Source organism: Lysinibacillus sp. LZ02, from assembly GCF_050613145.1.
Lineage (GTDB): Bacteria > Bacillota > Bacilli > Bacillales_A > Planococcaceae > Lysinibacillus_B.
In genome coordinates this window covers 597,608-615,140 of sequence record NZ_CP192507.1, presented here as the reverse complement: position 1 = coordinate 615,140, position 17,533 = coordinate 597,608, and the positions used below count along the sequence as shown (strand labels likewise).

The 17,533-nt window shown below is 40.9% G+C and carries 14 protein-coding genes and 1 riboswitch; of the genes, 1 reads left to right on the top strand and 13 read right to left on the bottom strand.

What is annotated here, in order from left to right; all coding sequences use genetic code 11:
• Positions 1-61 precede the first annotated feature (61 nt).
• From ACQQ2I_RS02835 to ACQQ2I_RS02815, 5 genes are all read right to left on the bottom strand, one after another.
• On the bottom strand, positions 62-691 hold the full coding sequence (locus ACQQ2I_RS02835) for a TetR/AcrR family transcriptional regulator (RefSeq protein ID WP_431029051.1): 630 nt from the start codon (positions 689-691) through the stop codon (positions 62-64).
• A 3-nt stretch (positions 692-694) separates the two neighbouring features.
• A complete protein-coding gene (locus ACQQ2I_RS02830) occupies positions 695-1,834 on the bottom strand; it encodes an acyl-CoA dehydrogenase (protein ID WP_431029050.1) in 1,140 nt (379 codons plus the stop codon).
• Positions 1,835-1,898: 64 nt separating this feature from the next.
• A complete protein-coding gene (locus tag ACQQ2I_RS02825; RefSeq protein WP_431029049.1) occupies positions 1,899-3,035 on the bottom strand; it encodes an acyl-CoA dehydrogenase in 1,137 nt (378 codons plus the stop codon).
• 12 nt (positions 3,036-3,047) lie between these two features.
• On the bottom strand, positions 3,048-3,899 hold the full coding sequence (locus ACQQ2I_RS02820) for a 3-hydroxybutyryl-CoA dehydrogenase (protein ID WP_431029048.1): 852 nt from the start codon (positions 3,897-3,899) through the stop codon (positions 3,048-3,050).
• A 2-nt stretch (positions 3,900-3,901) separates the two neighbouring features.
• Complete coding sequence (locus ACQQ2I_RS02815) at positions 3,902-5,092, bottom strand: acetyl-CoA C-acetyltransferase (protein ID WP_431029047.1); 1,191 nt, start codon at positions 5,090-5,092, stop codon at positions 3,902-3,904.
• A 232-nt stretch (positions 5,093-5,324) separates the two neighbouring features.
• Between ACQQ2I_RS02815 and ACQQ2I_RS02810 the strand changes: the two genes are divergently transcribed.
• Positions 5,325-6,920: an Ig-like domain-containing protein gene (locus tag ACQQ2I_RS02810; RefSeq protein WP_431029046.1), complete on the top strand. Its 1,596-nt coding sequence runs from the start codon at positions 5,325-5,327 to the stop codon at positions 6,918-6,920.
• Positions 6,921-7,081: 161 nt separating this feature from the next.
• Here ACQQ2I_RS02810 and ACQQ2I_RS02805 read toward each other — a convergent pair whose 3' ends face one another.
• The 8 genes from ACQQ2I_RS02805 to speB all read right to left on the bottom strand — a co-directional run bounded on the left by ACQQ2I_RS02805 (position 7,082) and on the right by speB (position 17,498).
• The gene (locus ACQQ2I_RS02805) at positions 7,082-9,520 is read right to left on the bottom strand and encodes a (Fe-S)-binding protein (RefSeq protein ID WP_431029044.1); all 2,439 of its coding nucleotides are present in this window, start codon (positions 9,518-9,520) and stop codon (positions 7,082-7,084) included.
• A gap of 316 nt (positions 9,521-9,836) precedes the next feature.
• The gene (locus tag ACQQ2I_RS02800; protein WP_431029043.1) at positions 9,837-10,397 is read right to left on the bottom strand and encodes a cob(I)yrinic acid a,c-diamide adenosyltransferase; all 561 of its coding nucleotides are present in this window, start codon (positions 10,395-10,397) and stop codon (positions 9,837-9,839) included.
• A gap of 17 nt (positions 10,398-10,414) precedes the next feature.
• Positions 10,415-11,875 (bottom strand): adenosylcobinamide amidohydrolase, encoded by a 1,461-nt coding sequence (locus ACQQ2I_RS02795; protein WP_431029042.1) that lies wholly within the window; start codon positions 11,873-11,875, stop codon positions 10,415-10,417.
• Positions 11,876-12,874: a FecCD family ABC transporter permease gene (locus ACQQ2I_RS02790; protein ID WP_431029041.1), complete on the bottom strand. Its 999-nt coding sequence runs from the start codon at positions 12,872-12,874 to the stop codon at positions 11,876-11,878.
• Positions 12,867-13,820, bottom strand: a complete 954-nt coding sequence (locus ACQQ2I_RS02785; protein ID WP_431029040.1) for an ABC transporter substrate-binding protein — start codon at positions 13,818-13,820, stop codon at positions 12,867-12,869. The genes ACQQ2I_RS02790 and ACQQ2I_RS02785 overlap by 8 nt, the downstream gene beginning before the upstream one ends.
• Before the next feature lie 183 nt (positions 13,821-14,003).
• Positions 14,004-14,187, bottom strand: a riboswitch (cobalamin riboswitch).
• A gap of 140 nt (positions 14,188-14,327) precedes the next feature.
• On the bottom strand, positions 14,328-15,995 hold the full coding sequence (argS, locus tag ACQQ2I_RS02780) for an arginine--tRNA ligase (protein WP_431029039.1): 1,668 nt from the start codon (positions 15,993-15,995) through the stop codon (positions 14,328-14,330).
• Positions 15,992-16,423 carry a DUF1934 domain-containing protein gene (locus ACQQ2I_RS02775; RefSeq protein ID WP_431029038.1) on the bottom strand — a complete coding sequence of 144 codons (432 nt, stop codon included), beginning with the start codon at positions 16,421-16,423 and terminating at the stop codon, positions 15,992-15,994. The genes argS and ACQQ2I_RS02775 overlap by 4 nt, the downstream gene beginning before the upstream one ends.
• 202 nt (positions 16,424-16,625) lie before the next feature.
• Complete coding sequence (gene speB / locus ACQQ2I_RS02770; RefSeq protein WP_431029037.1) at positions 16,626-17,498, bottom strand: agmatinase; 873 nt, start codon at positions 17,496-17,498, stop codon at positions 16,626-16,628.
• Positions 17,499-17,533 lie beyond the last annotated feature (35 nt).

The following is a 17,533-nucleotide window of genomic DNA, read 5'->3' as shown; positions in this document are numbered from 1 at the left end:
AAGATGAAGGTAAATAACACCGCCAATTGCCACATAATGTATGCAATTAACGGTGTTACCTCTAGTTTCTAAAATGCAAAACGCCGTTTAAAAACAAATTCGTTTGCAGTTCAATATATTCTTCAATTGTGTAATGGTGTTTCATGGCCCATTTTCGGAATGCCCAAGACTGTCCCTGAACGGCTAAGTGATTCGCTGCAAGAAACAGCTCTTTTTCGTTTAGGTCTAAGACACCATTCTCTACACAATCGGCTATCATTTTTTGAAAAATCGCGACCATTTCAAGCTCTTTACTTAGGACGTATCGCATGGCGTCTTTCGGCAAAGATTTTGTTTCTTGATACATGATGGTAAATTCATCAAGCATATTATCAATAAGAAGAAAATATTGGCGAATTGCTTCTTTCAGAGAATCAATGGTCCCTGGATTTGTCGAAAAATGAGAAAGACGATCCATTACTTCGTTAAAAATGCTATCACATACTAAATACAACACGTCTTCCTTCGTACGAATATATTCATACAGTGTGCCGATACTAAACCCTGCAGCTTTGGCAATCTCTCTTGTTGTCGCTCGATGAAAGCCCTTTTCGCGAAATAAATTAACACCTGCTCGGATAATTTGTTTACGCCGAATCTCAATGAGGCTTTCATCTTTGACAGATGTTTCTACACGAATCTTATCTGTCATGTACTACTTTGTCACCATACGCGAAATTACAAGGCGTTGAATTTCTTGTGTACCTTCGTAAATTTGCGTAATTTTTGCATCACGCATGAAACGCTCTACCGGATAGTCTTTTGTATAGCCGTAACCACCGAAAATTTGTACAGCCTCTGTTGTGACACTCATCGCTGTATCCCCAGCCATTAATTTTGCCATCGCAGAAGCTTTTCCGTATGGAAGATCGTTTGATTCTAACCAAGCTGCTTGATAAGTTAGTAAACGTGATGCTTCTGTTGCTGTTGCCATATCTGCAAGTTTAAATGATACCCCTTGATTTGCTGCAATTGGCTTACCAAACTGTACACGCTCTTTCGCATATTCAACCGCTGCATCTAGAGCGCCTTGTGCAATGCCAACTGCTTGTGCGGCAATCCCGTTACGACCACCGTCTAATGTTTTCATCGCGATTACGAAACCTTCTCCTTCTTCCCCAAGAAGGTTTTCTTTTGGTACACGACAGTTTTCAAACATAATTTCTGTCGTTGGCGATGAACGAATCCCCAGCTTCGATTCTTTCTTCCCAACGGAGAAACCTGGGAAATCTGCTTCTACGATAAACGCTGACGTACCTTTATTCTTTGATTCTGGATCTGTTACCGCAAATACAACGTAAATATCTGCAACTCCACCATTTGTAATGAAGATTTTTGAACCATTTAATACATAGTCATCGCCGTCTTTTACAGCGTATGTTTTCATCCCGCCAGCATCAGATCCTGAGCTAGGCTCTGTTAAGCCGTATGCACCGATTTTTGTACCTTCTGCCATTGGACGCAAATATTTTTGCTTTTGCTCCTCGTTACCGAATTTATAAATCGGCCAGCCTGCAAGAGACGTGTGCGCTGATAATGTTACCCCTGTCGATGCACATACACGTGAAAGTTCTTCTACTGCGATACAATATGCTAAGTAGTCAAAGCCTGCACCACCGTATTCTTCTGGCCACGGAATACCTGTTAACCCTAGCTCCGCCATTTTATCAAAAATAGCGCGGTCGAATGTTTCATTTTCATCACGTTCTGCTGCTGTCGGTGCTACTTCATTTACTGCAAAGTCGCGAATCATTTCACGTAATTGTTCGTGTTCTTCTGTTAATTGAAAGTTCATTCTCCAAATCCCCTTTTTGTTAAAATGAAATTTATTTATATAGTAAGGTCTTAAAAGCCTTTGACTAACTCATCAAATGCTTGCTAATCACAATGCGTTGAATTTCCGATGTACCTTCGTAAATTTCCATTACTTTCGCATCACGGAAATAACGTTCTACTGGATAATCTTTCGTGTAGCCATAGCCACCGAAAATTTGCACAGCTTCTATCGCCACATCCATCGCTGTTTTAGAAGCAAATAATTTAGCCATCGATGCTTCCTTGCCACATGGCAGACCTTTTGAACGAAGATCGGCTGCGCGGTACACGAGTAAGCGCGCTGCTTCAACCGCTGTTGCCATATCGGCTAATTTGAATGCTACCCCTTGATTTGCAACGATTGGCTTGCCGAATTGTACACGCTCTTTTGCGTAATTTGTTGCGGCTTCGAGTGCAGCTTCTGCTGTCCCAAGTGCTTGTGCCGCAATACCGATCCGTCCAATATCTAAATTCGCCATTGCAATCTTAAATCCTTCTCCTTCAACACCAAGTAAGTTTTCAGCTGGTACAACCATATTTTCAAACGTTAGCTGTAATGTACGCGAACCGTGAAGCCCCATTTTATGCTCATCTTTACCGATGATTAATCCAGGTGTTCCCTTTTCCACGACAAATGCTGAAATACCACGTGTTCCTTGCTCTGGATTTGTCGACGCAAACACAATGTATACATCTGCCTCGCCACCATTTGTAATGAATACTTTCGAACCGTTAATGATGTAGTTGTCGCCGTCTTTTACAGCACGTGTTTTTAACGATCCTGCATCACTACCTGCACTCGGTTCTGTTAAACAAAATGCCCCTAAATATTCACCGCTTGCTAATTTTGGTACATACTTTTGCTTTTGCGCATCGTTACCAAAATATAGAATCGGGTTTGTTCCAACCGATGTATGTACAGAAAGGATTACCCCTACTACTGCACTGACTTTAGATAACTCATGAATGGCAATAATATAGGATGTGAAATCCATCTCTGATCCGCCAAGACTTTCTGGTGCAGTTGTGCCCATTAAGCCAAGCTCACCCATTTTCTTTAAAATGTCACGCGGAAACTCTCCCTGTTCCATACGCTCAACAAATGGTTCAATTTCCGTTTGCGCAAAATCGCGTACCATTTGACGAATCATATCTTGTTCTTCTGTAAAACGTAGTTCCATGATGTGCACCCCTTATTCGTAAACGTAGAAACCTCGACCTGATTTTTTCCCTAACCAACCTGCTGCCACATACTTCCGTAGTAATGGACATGGGCGGTATTTCGAATCGCCAAGCCCTTCGTGTAAAATTTCCATAATATACAGGCATGTATCTAAGCCGATAAAGTCAGCGAGCGTTAACGGTCCCATCGGATGATTCATACCGAGCTTCATCACATCATCGATGGCTTCTTTCGTTGCAACGCCTTCATACAGTGCATAAATTGCTTCGTTAATCATCGGAAGTAAAATGCGGTTCGCAACGAAACCTGGGAAATCATTTACTTCAACTGGTGTTTTATCCAGCTTGTATGTCATTTCTTCCACCGCTTGATATACTTCATCTGCCGTTGCTAAACCACGAATGATTTCCACTAGCTTCATGACCGGTACCGGATTCATAAAATGCATACCAATGACTTTCTCTGGACGGTTTGTGACCGCTGCAATTTCGGTAATTGGTAGGCTCGATGTATTCGTAGCTAAAATCGCTTGCTGCGGTGCAATTTCATCTAGTTGCTTAAAGATAGATTGCTTGATTTCCATACTTTCAACCGCTGCTTCAATGACAATGTCGACATCTGCTGCATCTTGTAAATCCAATGACATGGTGATGCGATTTAAAATCGCTTGTTTCTCTTCTTCTGTTTTACGACCTTTTTCTACATCGCGTGATAAGTTCTTTGTGATCACACCTAAACCACGCTCGAAAAATTCTCGTTTCATGTCATTTAGTTTTACATCAAAGCCAGCCTGCGCACATACTTGTGCAATCCCTGATCCCATTTGTCCTGCACCGATGACCATTACCTTTTGAATTGTCATTGTTATTCATCCCCTTTGACTTCAATCATGACTGCATCCCCTTGACCGCCACCTGAGCAAATTGCTGCAATGCCGATACCGCCGCCACGACGTTTTAATTCATATGCTAATGTTAAAATGATCCGCGCACCACTTGCTCCGATTGGGTGTCCAAGTGCGACTGCACCACCGTTTACATTTACTTTCTCTTCTGCAAGCCCTGCAATTTGATTACTTACGAGGGCAACTGCTGCAAATGCTTCGTTAATTTCAACTAAGTCAATGTCATCAACCGTTTTGCCTGTTTTCTTTAATAATTCATTAATGACTAATCCCGGTGTTTGTGGGAAGTCTTTTGGTTCTACGGCAACTTCTGCATGTGCCAAAATGGTTGCAAGTGGCGTACGCTCTTCTTTTTGAGCACGTTCCTCGCTCATGAGTACGACTGCACAAGCACCATCATTGATTCCTGGTGCATTCCCCGCTGTAATCGTGCCGTCTTTCACGAATGCTGGACGTAGCTTTGCAAGCGTTTCAACAGAAGTGCCTGGTCGAATCGATTCATCTTCGCTTACAACAATCGGCTCACCTTTGCGCTGTGGAATTTCTACTGGCACAATTTCTTGTGCAAACTTCTCACGTGAAGCTTCAGCTAACTGATGACTACGTGCAGCCCATTTGTCTTGCTGCTCACGTGTCAGTTGGAATTCATCTGCAGTAGCATTCCCGTAAATACCCATATGCGGATTTTTCGGGTCAAATGCACAAGAAAGTCCGTCGTATACCATGCCATCTACTACACTTGCATCGCCCATACGGAAGCCAAAGCGACCTTTTGGTAAATAGTACGGTGCATTTGACATCGATTCCATTCCACCAGCTACAATGACTTCCTCTTCTCCTAAACGAATCAGCTGATCGCCTAATGTAATGCTGCGCATGCCAGAAGCACAAACTTTGTTAATCGTTTCCGTTTTCACATGCCAAGGAATATCTGCTTTGCTTGCCGCTTGTCTTGACGGAATTTGTCCCTGCCCTGCTTGCAACACCGTTCCAATAATGACTTCTCCCACATCACTCGGGTTAATGTTTGCTTTTTCCATTGCTGCTTTAATCGCAATACCACCTAAGTCACTCGCTTGTAAGTTGGTGAATGCACCACCAAATTTCCCAAATGCTGTACGTGCACCATCTAAAATAACTGTTTTATTCAATCTTCAACACCCCTTTGCTTAGATTGAGTTTATGTATTTGTTCGCCATCGACTGAACGCTCGCTCAGTTTAACTGCAAAAAAATAACAAAAACTATTTGTATAAAATATACTAAATAATTAGAACATTTTCAAATACATTTTTTAAAATTTTTTAAATTTAACAATTTATGAAGCTTAAAACTTGGATAATTTTGCTATATTGGTTGTATGATAGTTTTAGGAGGGATGAACGTGAATCTGAAACGTAGCGTTATAATAATGATATGCTGCCTTTTTTTATGTAGTTTTACACTGCCTGCTAGTGCAAAGACAGACATTGCTTTTAATGAGCAATGGAGTCGCACACTTGACTATAGCTTATACACGGCACTGTCAACATCAACAGGTGATGTATTAGCCATTAGCTATACAGCAGATGAGGAACAATTGCTTTTTGATTTTTATAAGTTACATCGTGATAATGGAAAAATTCAAAAGAAACTTTTACTAAAGAGCGGTTATGTATTCCCGTTTAAGTCGGAGGATGGACAAGCCTATTTAATGTTTTATGATACAGAGCTGATGAGTCTAGTATTGTATGATGAAAACTTAAATATTGTGTGGTCACTTGAAGATGAAAATTACTTCACGTATTTAGAACAAGCGAGGTATTGGGACATAATAGATGGGCAATTTTACTTTTATGATGGGGTCAATCTTGTACCGATGCTTGGATTTAATTTATTTGGGGAAGAGCTTGCATTTCCTGAAATTGTGTACGAACGCCCTACATTAACACCTTGCGCCGGTGAAGATTTCTGTGCAGAGTTAGCTACTGTTGATGTAGATATTAAAGATCCAGTACGTAATATCAATCAAACCGTAACGTTGGAGCCTCATTTCCCAAAAGATCACATCGTCAATTTCGTTTCAGTATTCGTTTATAAATGGGAGCGTTATTTTGATGCGATTTCTTACGAAAAAGTGGATTTTAGTCAACCGGACCGCTATATGATGTATATTAATTCGGTTCATCAAACAGATGATACACAGATGACACACCGTTTTATCGAATTTAATGCACAAGGACAAATCGTGAAGGAAATTGAATTTGGAGAAGATGAGCTCTATTATGATTTCTTCTCAACAGGAAATCGCTTTGCTTTCTCATATGATGACCAGTATTTGCTGCTTAATTTAGATACGATGCAACTCTCTACTACAACGCTCGATAGTGAAATCGCTTATTCGTCTGATTATGAATATCCAACTTATCTCATGACAGATCAATCTTTTTATTTATTTGACGAAGGGTATGCACTTGGCAAACAATTTGCTCGCCAGCACGATGAACGGGATTTATTGACACTGTTAAATGACTACGTATTGTTGCATAGCTTTAATAAATCAGTATCTACAGTAGCTTATGATCCTAAAACAGCACAAATCGTCGGTAACTTGAAACAAGCCATTCATTTTCTTGATGTTGTAGAAACAGGAAACATTTTAGCACATAGCTATAATGGGAAGGATTATTCTTACACGCTAACGATGATACATCCCTCTACATTACAAGCATATGAGAAAAACAAAACATGGACTATCACATTTAGCCAACCCGTTGACCCACGCTCACTGAACGAGAATACGGTGTATGTTGTCAATGCAGCAGGTGAACGAGTGAATGGTTTAACATTTTCAAGTGAAGGGAAAAAAGTATTTGTACATGCCCCAGACCAAGGTTATACATCTGGCGAAATTTATACACTTGTGATGACAGATGCGATTAAATCTACTAATGGACGGGCTGTAACAAGTGGGAAAACGATAATATTTAAGGTTGAATAGATGGTTTGTCTATTAATCACTCGGGTTTGTCTATTAACTTAAATCTTTTGTCTATTAATGTTCCGAGTTTGTCTATTATCTTAAACTTTTTGTCTATTATCTTAACTAAAATGAAACAAGCATCTACTCATACGATTTCTCGTACGAGTAGATGCTTTTCATTACTTTTGTGTATCTATGATTGCAACAGCTTCTTCTGCTGCATGCACTTCTGGCTTCACTGTATCTTGTGTTTTTTCCTCAGCTGTTTCTGGAATCTCAACTGCTACAACACCTTGCGCCTCCGGATGTACCTCTTCGTGATGCTGTTCTACAGTAGGTGTTTCTTCCATCACAGGCACTTCTTCCACTACTGCTTCCTGGGCAATCATTTGCTTACTGCTTTCAGGTGGCGCTACTTGTTTTGTCTCTGCTTCAGTTGCCGTCATTGCTACTACGCCTGCATCTGTTTCTTCAATGATGTCGTCTTCTACTGTTTCTTCTTTCGCAGCTTCACCATCACCAAATACAGCGCGCACTAATAGCTCGGCAATGTCGAATGTACCGACTTTGTCCTCTACTTCTTTTGCTTTCGTACCATCTTGTAACATTGTTAAGCAGTACGGACAGCCTGAAGAAATAACGGAAGCGTCTGTTGCCAACGCTTGTTCTGTACGTGCAACGTTAATACGATTTCCAACATGCTCTTCCATCCACATTAAACCACCACCTGCGCCACAGCACATACCTGTTTCGCGGTTACGTTCCATCTCAACAAGCTCCACACCTGGAATCCCTTTTAAAATTTCACGTGGTGGATCGTATACGTCATTGTAACGACCTAAGTAACATGAATCATGGAATACGATTGTTTCTTCTACACGGTGATTCATCGTTAAGCGACCTTGTTTAATTAAGTCATACAGAAGCTCTGTATGGTGATATACTTCACCTGACCAACCGAAATCCTGATACTCATTTTTGAAAATATTGTATGCATGCGGATCGATTGTCACGATTTTTGTTACTTCATTTTTCTCAAACTCTTCAATATTTCCTGTCGCTAGCTCTTGGAATAAGAACTCATTTCCAAGACGACGCGGCGTATCCCCAGAGTTTTTCTCTTTGTTTCCTAAAATCGCAAACTTGACACCTGCTTCGTTCAGTAAACGTGCAAAGGATAATGCAATTTTTTGTGAACGATTGTCGAATGCCCCCATCGAACCAACCCAGAATAAATACTCGAAGCCTTCTCCAGATTTCTTCGCCTCTTTCACAGTTGGAATGTCGATAGATTCATCTAACTCACGCCAGTTTTCTTTTTCTTTACGGTTTAAGCCCCATGGATTACCTTGACGCTCGATATTTGTCATCGCGCGTTGTGCATCTGGGTTTACTTTTCCTTCTGTCATCGTTAAATAACGACGAAGGTCGATAATTTTATCTACGTGCTCATTCATGACTGGACATTGATCTTCACAGTTACGACAAGTCGTACAAGCCCAAATTTCTTCTTCTGTAATTACGCCACCGATTAACTCACGGTCATAAATAGACTCAAGCGTACCGCCACCTGCTGCAGCAATCGCTAACTGGTTTCCTTGTGTATTGTTAAAGAATTGGAATGGTACCCAAGGCTTTTGTTTTGTGACAACTGCCCCTGTGAAAGTTAAATGATCACGTAATTTCACGAGTAAGTCCATCGGTGATAACATTTTCCCTGTACCTGTTGCTGGACACATATTCGTACAACGACCACACTCTACACAAGCATATAAATCAAGTAATTGCTTTTGTGTGAAGTCTTGAATTTTCCCAACACCAAGTGCTGGCATATCTGCCTCATCTTCTGCTTCTTCAAGTGCTGCAAAGTCAATTGGACGTAGTGTCCCTTTACGCTCTAAGCGGTTCACCCCAACGTTGACGATACTCGTAATTAAGTGGAAGTGTTTACCTTGTGGTACATACACTAAGAATGTTAATAAGATGACTAAATGCACCCACCACATAATGTAAAATACAGCAGCAGCTACTGTTGGTGAAATCCATTGGAATACCCAAGCAATGCTTGATGCAACTGGCTCATAGCCGTTAAAACTATGGTCATGCCAAATTAAACTCATACCGTTACCGATTAATGTCGATGTCATTAACCCACCGATAAAAATCAGTACTAAACCATTTTTCCAGCCGCGCTTTAAGCGGACAAGTTTTTCAATATAACGGCGATAAAATGCGCCAAATACGGCAACTAAAATAACTACTGCAACGATTTCTTGGAAGAACGTAAAGAACCCGTAAAGTCCCCCTAATGGTAAATGGGAACCAGGTGCTAGCCCTTTCCAAATTAAATCAATCGCGCCGAACTGTACCATTAAGAATCCATAGAAGAACAGAACGTGGATTAATCCCATCTTCTTGTCTTTTAATAGCTTCGATTGACCGAATACTTTTTCGACTAAATCACTAATGCGTTCGCTAAATTTCTGTTCGAACTCTTCTTTTCTCCCTAACTGAATAAACTGATAGCGTGTTTTTAATAAGTATGCAAATAACCCTAACGCATACAAAATAACCGCAATTGTAGCTATCCAGTTCACAATTAATAGTGTATTATTCACTACAAATCCCCCCTAAGCAAGTCACACTAAGATGATTACTCCCCTTATACATCTCCATCATAACTTACTATAAATAAATTATATTTCCATATTAATACTATTAGTATTATTGTAATTATGAATGAGCATTCAGTCAACAGTTTTTCGTCACAAACGTCAGAAAATTTTGTATATAAAGATTGAACAGCCTCATTCTTATTTAGAGAAATTCTATACCTTTTCGAGAATATCCTGCTACCTAGCTATAAAAATCTTTATTTTTTATAAATACACATTAAAAACCCTCTCAAAATGCATTGAGAGGGGAAGTTACTATTTACTTAAAAACATCGCCACTACGAATGTATTCTACATCTGGAATACTTAAACGGAAGTTGACAACACGCGCTGCGGCAAATAAATAATCCGATAAACGGTTTAAATATTTTTGCACAACAGGTGATACATCCTCGACTTCGCGCATTAATGTGACCGTTTGACGTTCTGCACGGCGCGCAATTGTTCTTGCCATATGAAGTGTTGCCGCTGCCGGAGCACCTCCTGGCAAAATAAAACGCTTCAATGCAGGGGCCTCTTCAGAAAGCTTATCGATTCGCTTTTCCATGACTTCGATTGGTGCTTCTGTTAGCTTATACACGCGATTTTTCATCACATTGGCTAAATCGCCGCCGCCATCAAATAACTCATGCTGAATCGCCTCAAGATCCGCTAAAATATCCGCAAAAATCCCTTTATCTAACTCTGATACAGCCTTGCCAATGACAGAATTTAACTCATCAATTGTCCCGTAGGCTTCAACTCGTGCGTGATCTTTATCAACACGCCCTCCGATGATACTTGTTTGCCCTTTATCACCTGTTTTTGTGTAAAGCTTCATCCCAATCACCCATTTCTTTAAATTTTGGCTTGCTTATATTGTTGAATAGCAGCGACTGTTGTTTCAAAAACGCCCCGCCCTATCAACTTCCCAACATCGGTAATCGGACCTGCATAAGGCAGTTCTTCCCCGTGTTGCGTAGCTGCAATTAAGAGACTATCCGTAGATGTTCCTGTTGCTACTGTATTCGTTTGTACATCACGAATATCCTCTTCCGCAAGCGCTTTTGTTTTTGCTTCAGTCGCTGTAATCATCGCTTGATAAAATGCCTCGTCTGATAACTTTCCATTCACAATAACCCATGTATTAATCGTGCCAATGTACGGTTTGTATTCCCGTTCATAGGTACGCGTTGCATCTACCGCATTGCCTACTCCTGCTGTTACAGCCACAATCACGCTAAAGCGTCCATTGCTAAATACGCGTGTCACAGCAAGATTCGCCTCAACAGCAGTTAACATGACCACTGTATTCGTTAATGAAAAGCCTTGTTCCTTCAAAAACTGGATGGTTTCTTCTTTTACATCATTAATATTATATTGCGGTGATACAGATCGGTTTAAAAAGGTGTTGTACCACCCCATCCCTGCATTATGCACCGCAGAGGAAATGACTTTTAACGGAAATTCTGTCTGTAGCTGCACACAATCGTGCGTGATCGTTAATTGCTCTAGCGAGACAACCGGCTTATGTTGACTGATTTGGTCTGGCATCATCGTAATTTGCGGTTTTGGCATTTCCGGATGTGCGTATGTAGATACCTTTGCCTGATACACATCTGCAATTTGCTCTTGCAGTACAACTTCATGTGGTGCCCCGTATACCCTTACTTGCCCGTTTTCCATCAATAATAACTCATCACAGTAAAGTGACGCTAAATTAATATCATGAAATACAGATACAACCGTTAATCCACATTCTGTCGCTTCTTTTCGAATCATATCTAAAATTTGCTTTTGATGTGCAATATCTAAATGATTCGTCGGTTCATCTAACAATAACACCTTTGAGCATTGCGCCAGTGCCTGTGCAATAAAGACACGCTGCTGCTCCCCACCAGATAAAAACTCCATCATCGTGTCACGGTATTTTTGTACGCCCGTTTGTACCATCGCATTTTCTACTGCCTCTTCATCTTCTTTCGACCAACTTGAGAAAAAACCCTTCTGATGTGGATAACGTCCTAATGAGACGGCATCATAAACGGAATTGGAAAAGGCATTGGCATGCAGTTGCGGTAAAACGGCCATTTGTTTAGCGAGCGCTTTGGCACTGTAACTTTTCATCGGTTTGCCTTCTATATAAACATTCCCTGCAGTTGGTTCAATAATGCCACTAATGAGCTTTAACAGTGTAGATTTCCCGCTCCCATTTGGCCCTAAAATGCCAAGTACCTTTCCTTTCTCTACCTCAAATGATACGTTTTGGACGATTGGCACATGTCCGTATCCACCTGAAATCTGTTCAACTTTCAACATTTATGCTACCCGTCCTTTACGTTGCTTAAAGAAAATATAGGCAAATACTGGTGCACCGATAAATGATGTAATGACCCCAATTGGTAATTCTGTCGGTGCAATAATGGTCCGTGATACAAGATCACAAATCACGAGTAAACTTGCGCCATTTAAAAATGAAATGAGAAGCAAATGACGATGGTCTGCCCCTAAAATCATCCGCACCATATGCGGTACAACAAGCCCTACGAAACCAATCGTGCCGGATACTGCCACAGCGGCACCCGTTAACATCGAGCCACCGATTAAAATAATATACTTGCTTCGTTTGACATCGACCCCTAAATATTTTGCTCGTTCTTCACCATAAATCATCGCATTTAACTCGCGGCGATTAAACCAAAGAATCATTGTGCCTATGATGACGAACGGTAAAATCATTTGGACATATGGCCATCCACGCATGGACACACTCCCTAAAAGCCAGCCCATAATCGAACGAAGCTCTTCGCCAGTAAGTGCAATCATTAGCGAAATACAGGAGCCTAAAAACGAACTAAATATAATCCCTGTTAAAATTAATGTCTCCATTTTCATTGTTCGGTCTATTACTCGTGCAAAGCCTAGGACAATTAAAAGCGTCACTAAAGCGCCTGCCATACTAAAAATCGGCAATGTAAACAGACCAAATACCGGAATCGAGACACTGAAGAACAATGTAAAAACAGCACCTACTGATGCACCGGATGAAATACCAAGTGTATATGGATCAGCAAGCGGATTTTTGAGCAAGCCTTGAAACGCGGCACCGGCAATCGCCAGTGATGCGCCGACTAATGCAGCAAGTATGACGCGCGGCATCCGAATATGCCATAAAATACTATAAGCGGTTGGATTGGCTTCCGCGTCCCACAATGTAGAAAGTGGAACAGATACCGAACCAATCGATATCCCACACCATATACTCACTAGTAAAATAGCGATAGAAAGTACATAGGCCGCTATGTATTTTTTAGTCATTAAAAACCTCTGGATAAATTGCTTTTGCGATCGATTCAACACCATCTGCAATACGTGGACCTTGACGACTTGTTGTATTAGCATCTACGACTGTTAATGCATTATTTTGAACAGCTGTCATGTTCGCAAAAGCTGGGTTATTTTTAATTGTTTCATCATCCCCCTCATAAGTGAAAATGATGGAATCTGGATTTGCTGCCAAGAATTGCTCTGGGCTATACATCGGCCATCCATCTTCTTTTACGGCATTTTCAACATGAATGAACTTGAGCATTTCATTCATAAATGTATTTTGCCCAACAACATAAATATTAGGTGCTCCTCCAACAACCATAAAGGCTGTTTTTGGTTCTACTCCTTCTAATTTCGCTTCAATATCTGCTAGTTTTGCTTGAATCGATGAGATGACTTCTTCCGCCTCATCCTCTTTTCCTGTTAATGTACCTACTACTTCAATCGTATCATATGTCTCCTCAAAGTTTTCTGCATTGTTCACGACGAATACGGTAACACCTGATGCCTCTAATTGTGCAATCGCACTTTCAAGTGAAAACATACTTGATTCATGTGCAAATACAATATCCGGCTGTAATGACACAATCGTTTCGACATTATACTCAATGCCACCTACACGCGTTTTGTCCGCTACTTGTTCAGGATAGTTGTCATTGTCATTCACACCGACAATTTCTTCATCCAGGCCAAGGCCAAATAAAATCTCTGTATTGGATGGTGTTAATGACACGATACGATCTGGTGCTTCTTCTAATGTAATTTCATTGCCGAGTGCATCTACAGCTGTTACTGGAAAGGCTGTCTCATTATTTTCCTCTACAACGACAGCACCTTCCTTTTGTTGCGTTTCTGTTTCCTTTTCTGTTCCACATGCTACAAGCATACTTAATGCAAGTGTTGCTGATGCGGCTAACTGCCAAAACTTCTTCATTTGTTGTTCCTCCTATTATCCGAAAGATATACCTTTAATCCAATTAACCTAAGATGGTGGCACGTTTGTAAAAATAGATAAATTTGTAAATAAAAAAGCCTCTCAAGTACGAGAGACTTTGGAAAAGGCTAACATTACGTATAACATCTATACTCAAAAGCCACCTTCCTATCCTCGTAGGTCATCTTGGTGTTCATAAAGGCAGGTCTCCTGGCTTATGCATCAAACGCTGGCTTATTCCTTCCCGAATGGATCAGTGGTTTTCTATAAGCGAGCTAGCAGTTACAGTGGCGGGACCGCGTCGGACTTACACCGACTTCCCTATTATCTTTGCACATCGCAAAGAACCTTTATTACTATCAAATTGTCTAACATTTCTATTATAGCTGAAATCTCCGTTTTGAAAAGAATAATTTTCTGAAAACTCTATTGTAGTGCGGCTTGTGCAATCCCAAAATACGTCGCAGGAATTAATAGAAGCCACCCATAAAGGATGGCTTACGATGATTACATTTTTTCAGGTGCACTTACGCCAATTAGTTTTAGAGCGTTCGCTAATGTTGTTTTAACGGCTGTGATTAAAGCTAAGCGTGCTTCTGTTAATTCTTTGTTATCTTGGTTAATTACTTTTTCAGCATTATAGAAGCTGTGGAATGTTGCCGCTAGGTCTTGAATGTAGTTAGCAATGCGGTGTGGTGTGCGGTGTTTCGCTGCATCTGCCACAACTTGCGGGAATGCCCCTACTTTTTTCAGTACCTCTTCTTCTTTTTCTGCTGTTAGTAGGCCAAGGTTGTCAAGTGAAGCGGCATAGCCTTGCTCACCTGCTGCACGTAAAATCGACGCAATACGTGCATGTGCGTATTGTGCATAGTACACTGGGTTTTCATTTGATTGCGATACCGCTAAATCCAGGTCGAAATCCATATGCGAGTCGCCTGCTGTTTTCACGAAGAAATAACGAACGGCATCTAAGCCTACTTCTTCTACTAATTCACGCATTGTTACCGCATTACCCGTACGCTTCGACATTTTGAATTTCTCGCCGTTTTTGTACAGCTGGACCATTTGGATAATGTCTACTTCTAATGTGCCGCGATTATAGCCAAGTGCCTCGATTGCTGCTTTCATACGTGGAATATATCCGTGGTGATCAGCGCCCCAAATATTAATGAGCTTATCGAAACCACGCTGTAATTTATCTTCGTGGTAGGCGATATCCGGCGTTAAGTATGTGTAAGAGCCATCGTTTTTAATTAATACACGGTCTTTGTCGTCACCAAATGTTGTCGAACGGAACCAAGTGGCACCTTCCTCTTCAAATACGTGACCATTTGCTTTTAATTTATCTAATGCTACATCGATTTTACCATTGTTGTATAAAGATGTTTCTGAATACCATACATCAAATTCAACACGGAAATTCGCTAAGTCTTTTTGTAATTTCGCTAACTCTAGGCGCAGTCCATGCTCACGGAAAAATTTGAAACGCTCTTCATCTGATTTCTCTAAAATATCTGCACCAAACTCTTCTTTTAACTGCCCTGCAATTTCAATAATATCTGGACCATGGTAGCCGTCTTCTGGCATTTCAGCATCCATGCCTAAAGCTTGCTTATAACGTGCTTCTAACGAGTATGCTAAGTTATTAATTTGATTACCTGCATCGTTAATATAGTACTCACGTGAAACATTGTAACCAGCAAAATCCATTACGTTACATAAAGAGTCACCAACGGAAGCCCCGCGCGCGTGACCTAAATGTAAGTCACCTGTTGGGTTTGCTGATACGAACTCTACTTGTACTTTTTCACCCGCACCAGCGTTTGAACGACCGTAGTTTTCTGCTTGCTCAAAAGCAGCTTTCACAACACCCGCAAGGAAATCTTTACGTACTGTAATGTTCATAAAGCCAGGACCTGCGATGTCGATTTTCTCAATATCTGTCCCTGCTGTGTCAAGGTTTTCTAAAATTGCTTCTGCAATCGCACGTGGTGGCTTTTTCGCAACCTTTGTTAATTGCATCGCTAAGTTTGTTGCAAAGTCACCGTTTGCTTTATCCTTCGGTGTTTCTAAATGAATATTTAAGTCACTTGCCTCTTCTACTAAGCCTGCTTTCACAGCAGCAGTAGCAAGCGCAGCTTTAATTTGTTGTTGTAGTTGTTCTACTGCGTTCATAGTTGTACCTCCGTATAATATATTTGTAACGTATAGTTGCCGACTGACGTACCGCCGAGAATTAAATCATACTGCGTTTTAAACTCGCCACTTGCCTCTCGTCGCTCATACGATAGTTGATGGGTTTTTGTCACTAGTGGAATCGTGCCGTACGGGCTATCGTAATGACCTTGTTCCTTTTGTTTTGTGTTGAGTGGCAAGCGCATATTCACGCCGCCCTTGCGCATAATAAGCGCCTGCTCATCTGTTAATTTGACTGTCGTACGGATGTTTTTATCATCCTGTACTTCCTCATATCGTAAATAGTGCGTCCCCGCTTTTTCAATAAAGGTTCCTTGTAGCCACATCTCATATGTTTCTAATTCACCCTCTGTCGGGAGAATAGAAGAAACGAGCTTTATTTTCACTTCAGTTCCTACATCGTTCACCGCCTGGACCACTCCTTTAGTTCGATTATATAACCTTCTTATTATAGGATAGTTTTCTCTATTTAATCAAGAATGAACTGGCTGAATAAATGACTTTCCTCGGCAACAAGTCTAGGTTAGTACTCTCTCATATGATTATTAATACTAAAAAAGTGCAAACAAACCTGAACACAGGCTTGTCTACACTTTATAATAAAATCTATTATTTTACCCAGCCTAAAATCATTTCGCGCATTATCTTTGCGGCAGTGTTCGCCGTCATTTCTGAGTGGTCGTACACTGGGGCTACTTCTACTAAATCGAAACCTACAACATTTACTTCAGAGCGTGCGATTTCGTGGATGGATGCCAGTAGCTCTTTTGATGTAATCCCGCCCGCATCTACTGTGCCTGTACCTGGTGCATGCGCTGGGTCTAATACGTCGATATCGATCGTTACATATACGTTGCGACCAGCAAGTGTTGGTAATACTTTTTTCAGTGGCTCTAATACTTCGAATAACGAAATGTGCATGCCGTTTTCCTTTGCCCATTCCATTTCTTCTTTTAAACCTGAGCGAATACCGAATGAGTATACATTCGATGGTCCGATTTGGTCAGCAATTTTACGAATTGGTGTCGCATGTGAATACGGCTCCCCTTCGTAGTCTGTACGTAAATCTGTATGTGCATCAAAATGAATAATGGCAAGGTCTTCATATTTCTCATACACAGCTTCCATTACAGGTAGAGACACTAAATGCTCTCCGCCCATACCGACAGGAATTTTGCCATCAGCCAGTAGCTTACGCACCCAGTCTTTAATTTCCTTTAATGATTTTTCTGGATTACCAAACGGTAGTGGAATATCGCCCGCATCAAAGAATTTTACATCGCCAAGCTCACGATCTAAATACAAGCTGTATTCTTCTAATCCAATCGATACTTCACGAATACGTGCAGGACCAAAACGAGAACCTGGACGATAACTTACTGTCCAGTCCATCGGCATACCATATAAAACCGCTGTACTTTCTTCATAATTAGGATGACTTTTAATAAAAACATTCCCTGAATAAGTTTCATCAAAACGCATATTATTCACCTTCTCTAGTTATTTTTGCACTGCAT

Bases quoted from the DNA above. Each gene is read 5' to 3' on its own strand.
- ACQQ2I_RS02820 (WP_431029048.1), bottom strand. From the start codon at position 3,899: ATGACAATTCAAAAGGTAATGGTCATCGGTGCAGGACAAATGGGATCA.
- ACQQ2I_RS02790 (WP_431029041.1), bottom strand. From the start codon at position 12,874: ATGACTAAAAAATACATAGCGGCCTATGTACTTTCTATCGCTATTTTA.
- ACQQ2I_RS02800 (WP_431029043.1), bottom strand. From the start codon at position 10,397: ATGAAGCTTTACACAAAAACAGGTGATAAAGGGCAAACAAGTATCATC.
- ACQQ2I_RS02785 (WP_431029040.1), bottom strand. From the start codon at position 13,820: ATGAAGAAGTTTTGGCAGTTAGCCGCATCAGCAACACTTGCATTAAGT.
- ACQQ2I_RS02835 (WP_431029051.1), bottom strand. From the start codon at position 691: ATGACAGATAAGATTCGTGTAGAAACATCTGTCAAAGATGAAAGCCTC.
- argS (WP_431029039.1), bottom strand. From the start codon at position 15,995: ATGAACGCAGTAGAACAACTACAACAACAAATTAAAGCTGCGCTTGCT.
- ACQQ2I_RS02795 (WP_431029042.1), bottom strand. From the start codon at position 11,875: ATGTTGAAAGTTGAACAGATTTCAGGTGGATACGGACATGTGCCAATC.
- speB (WP_431029037.1), bottom strand. From the start codon at position 17,498: ATGCGTTTTGATGAAACTTATTCAGGGAATGTTTTTATTAAAAGTCAT.
- ACQQ2I_RS02825 (WP_431029049.1), bottom strand. From the start codon at position 3,035: ATGGAACTACGTTTTACAGAAGAACAAGATATGATTCGTCAAATGGTA.
- ACQQ2I_RS02830 (WP_431029050.1), bottom strand. From the start codon at position 1,834: ATGAACTTTCAATTAACAGAAGAACACGAACAATTACGTGAAATGATT.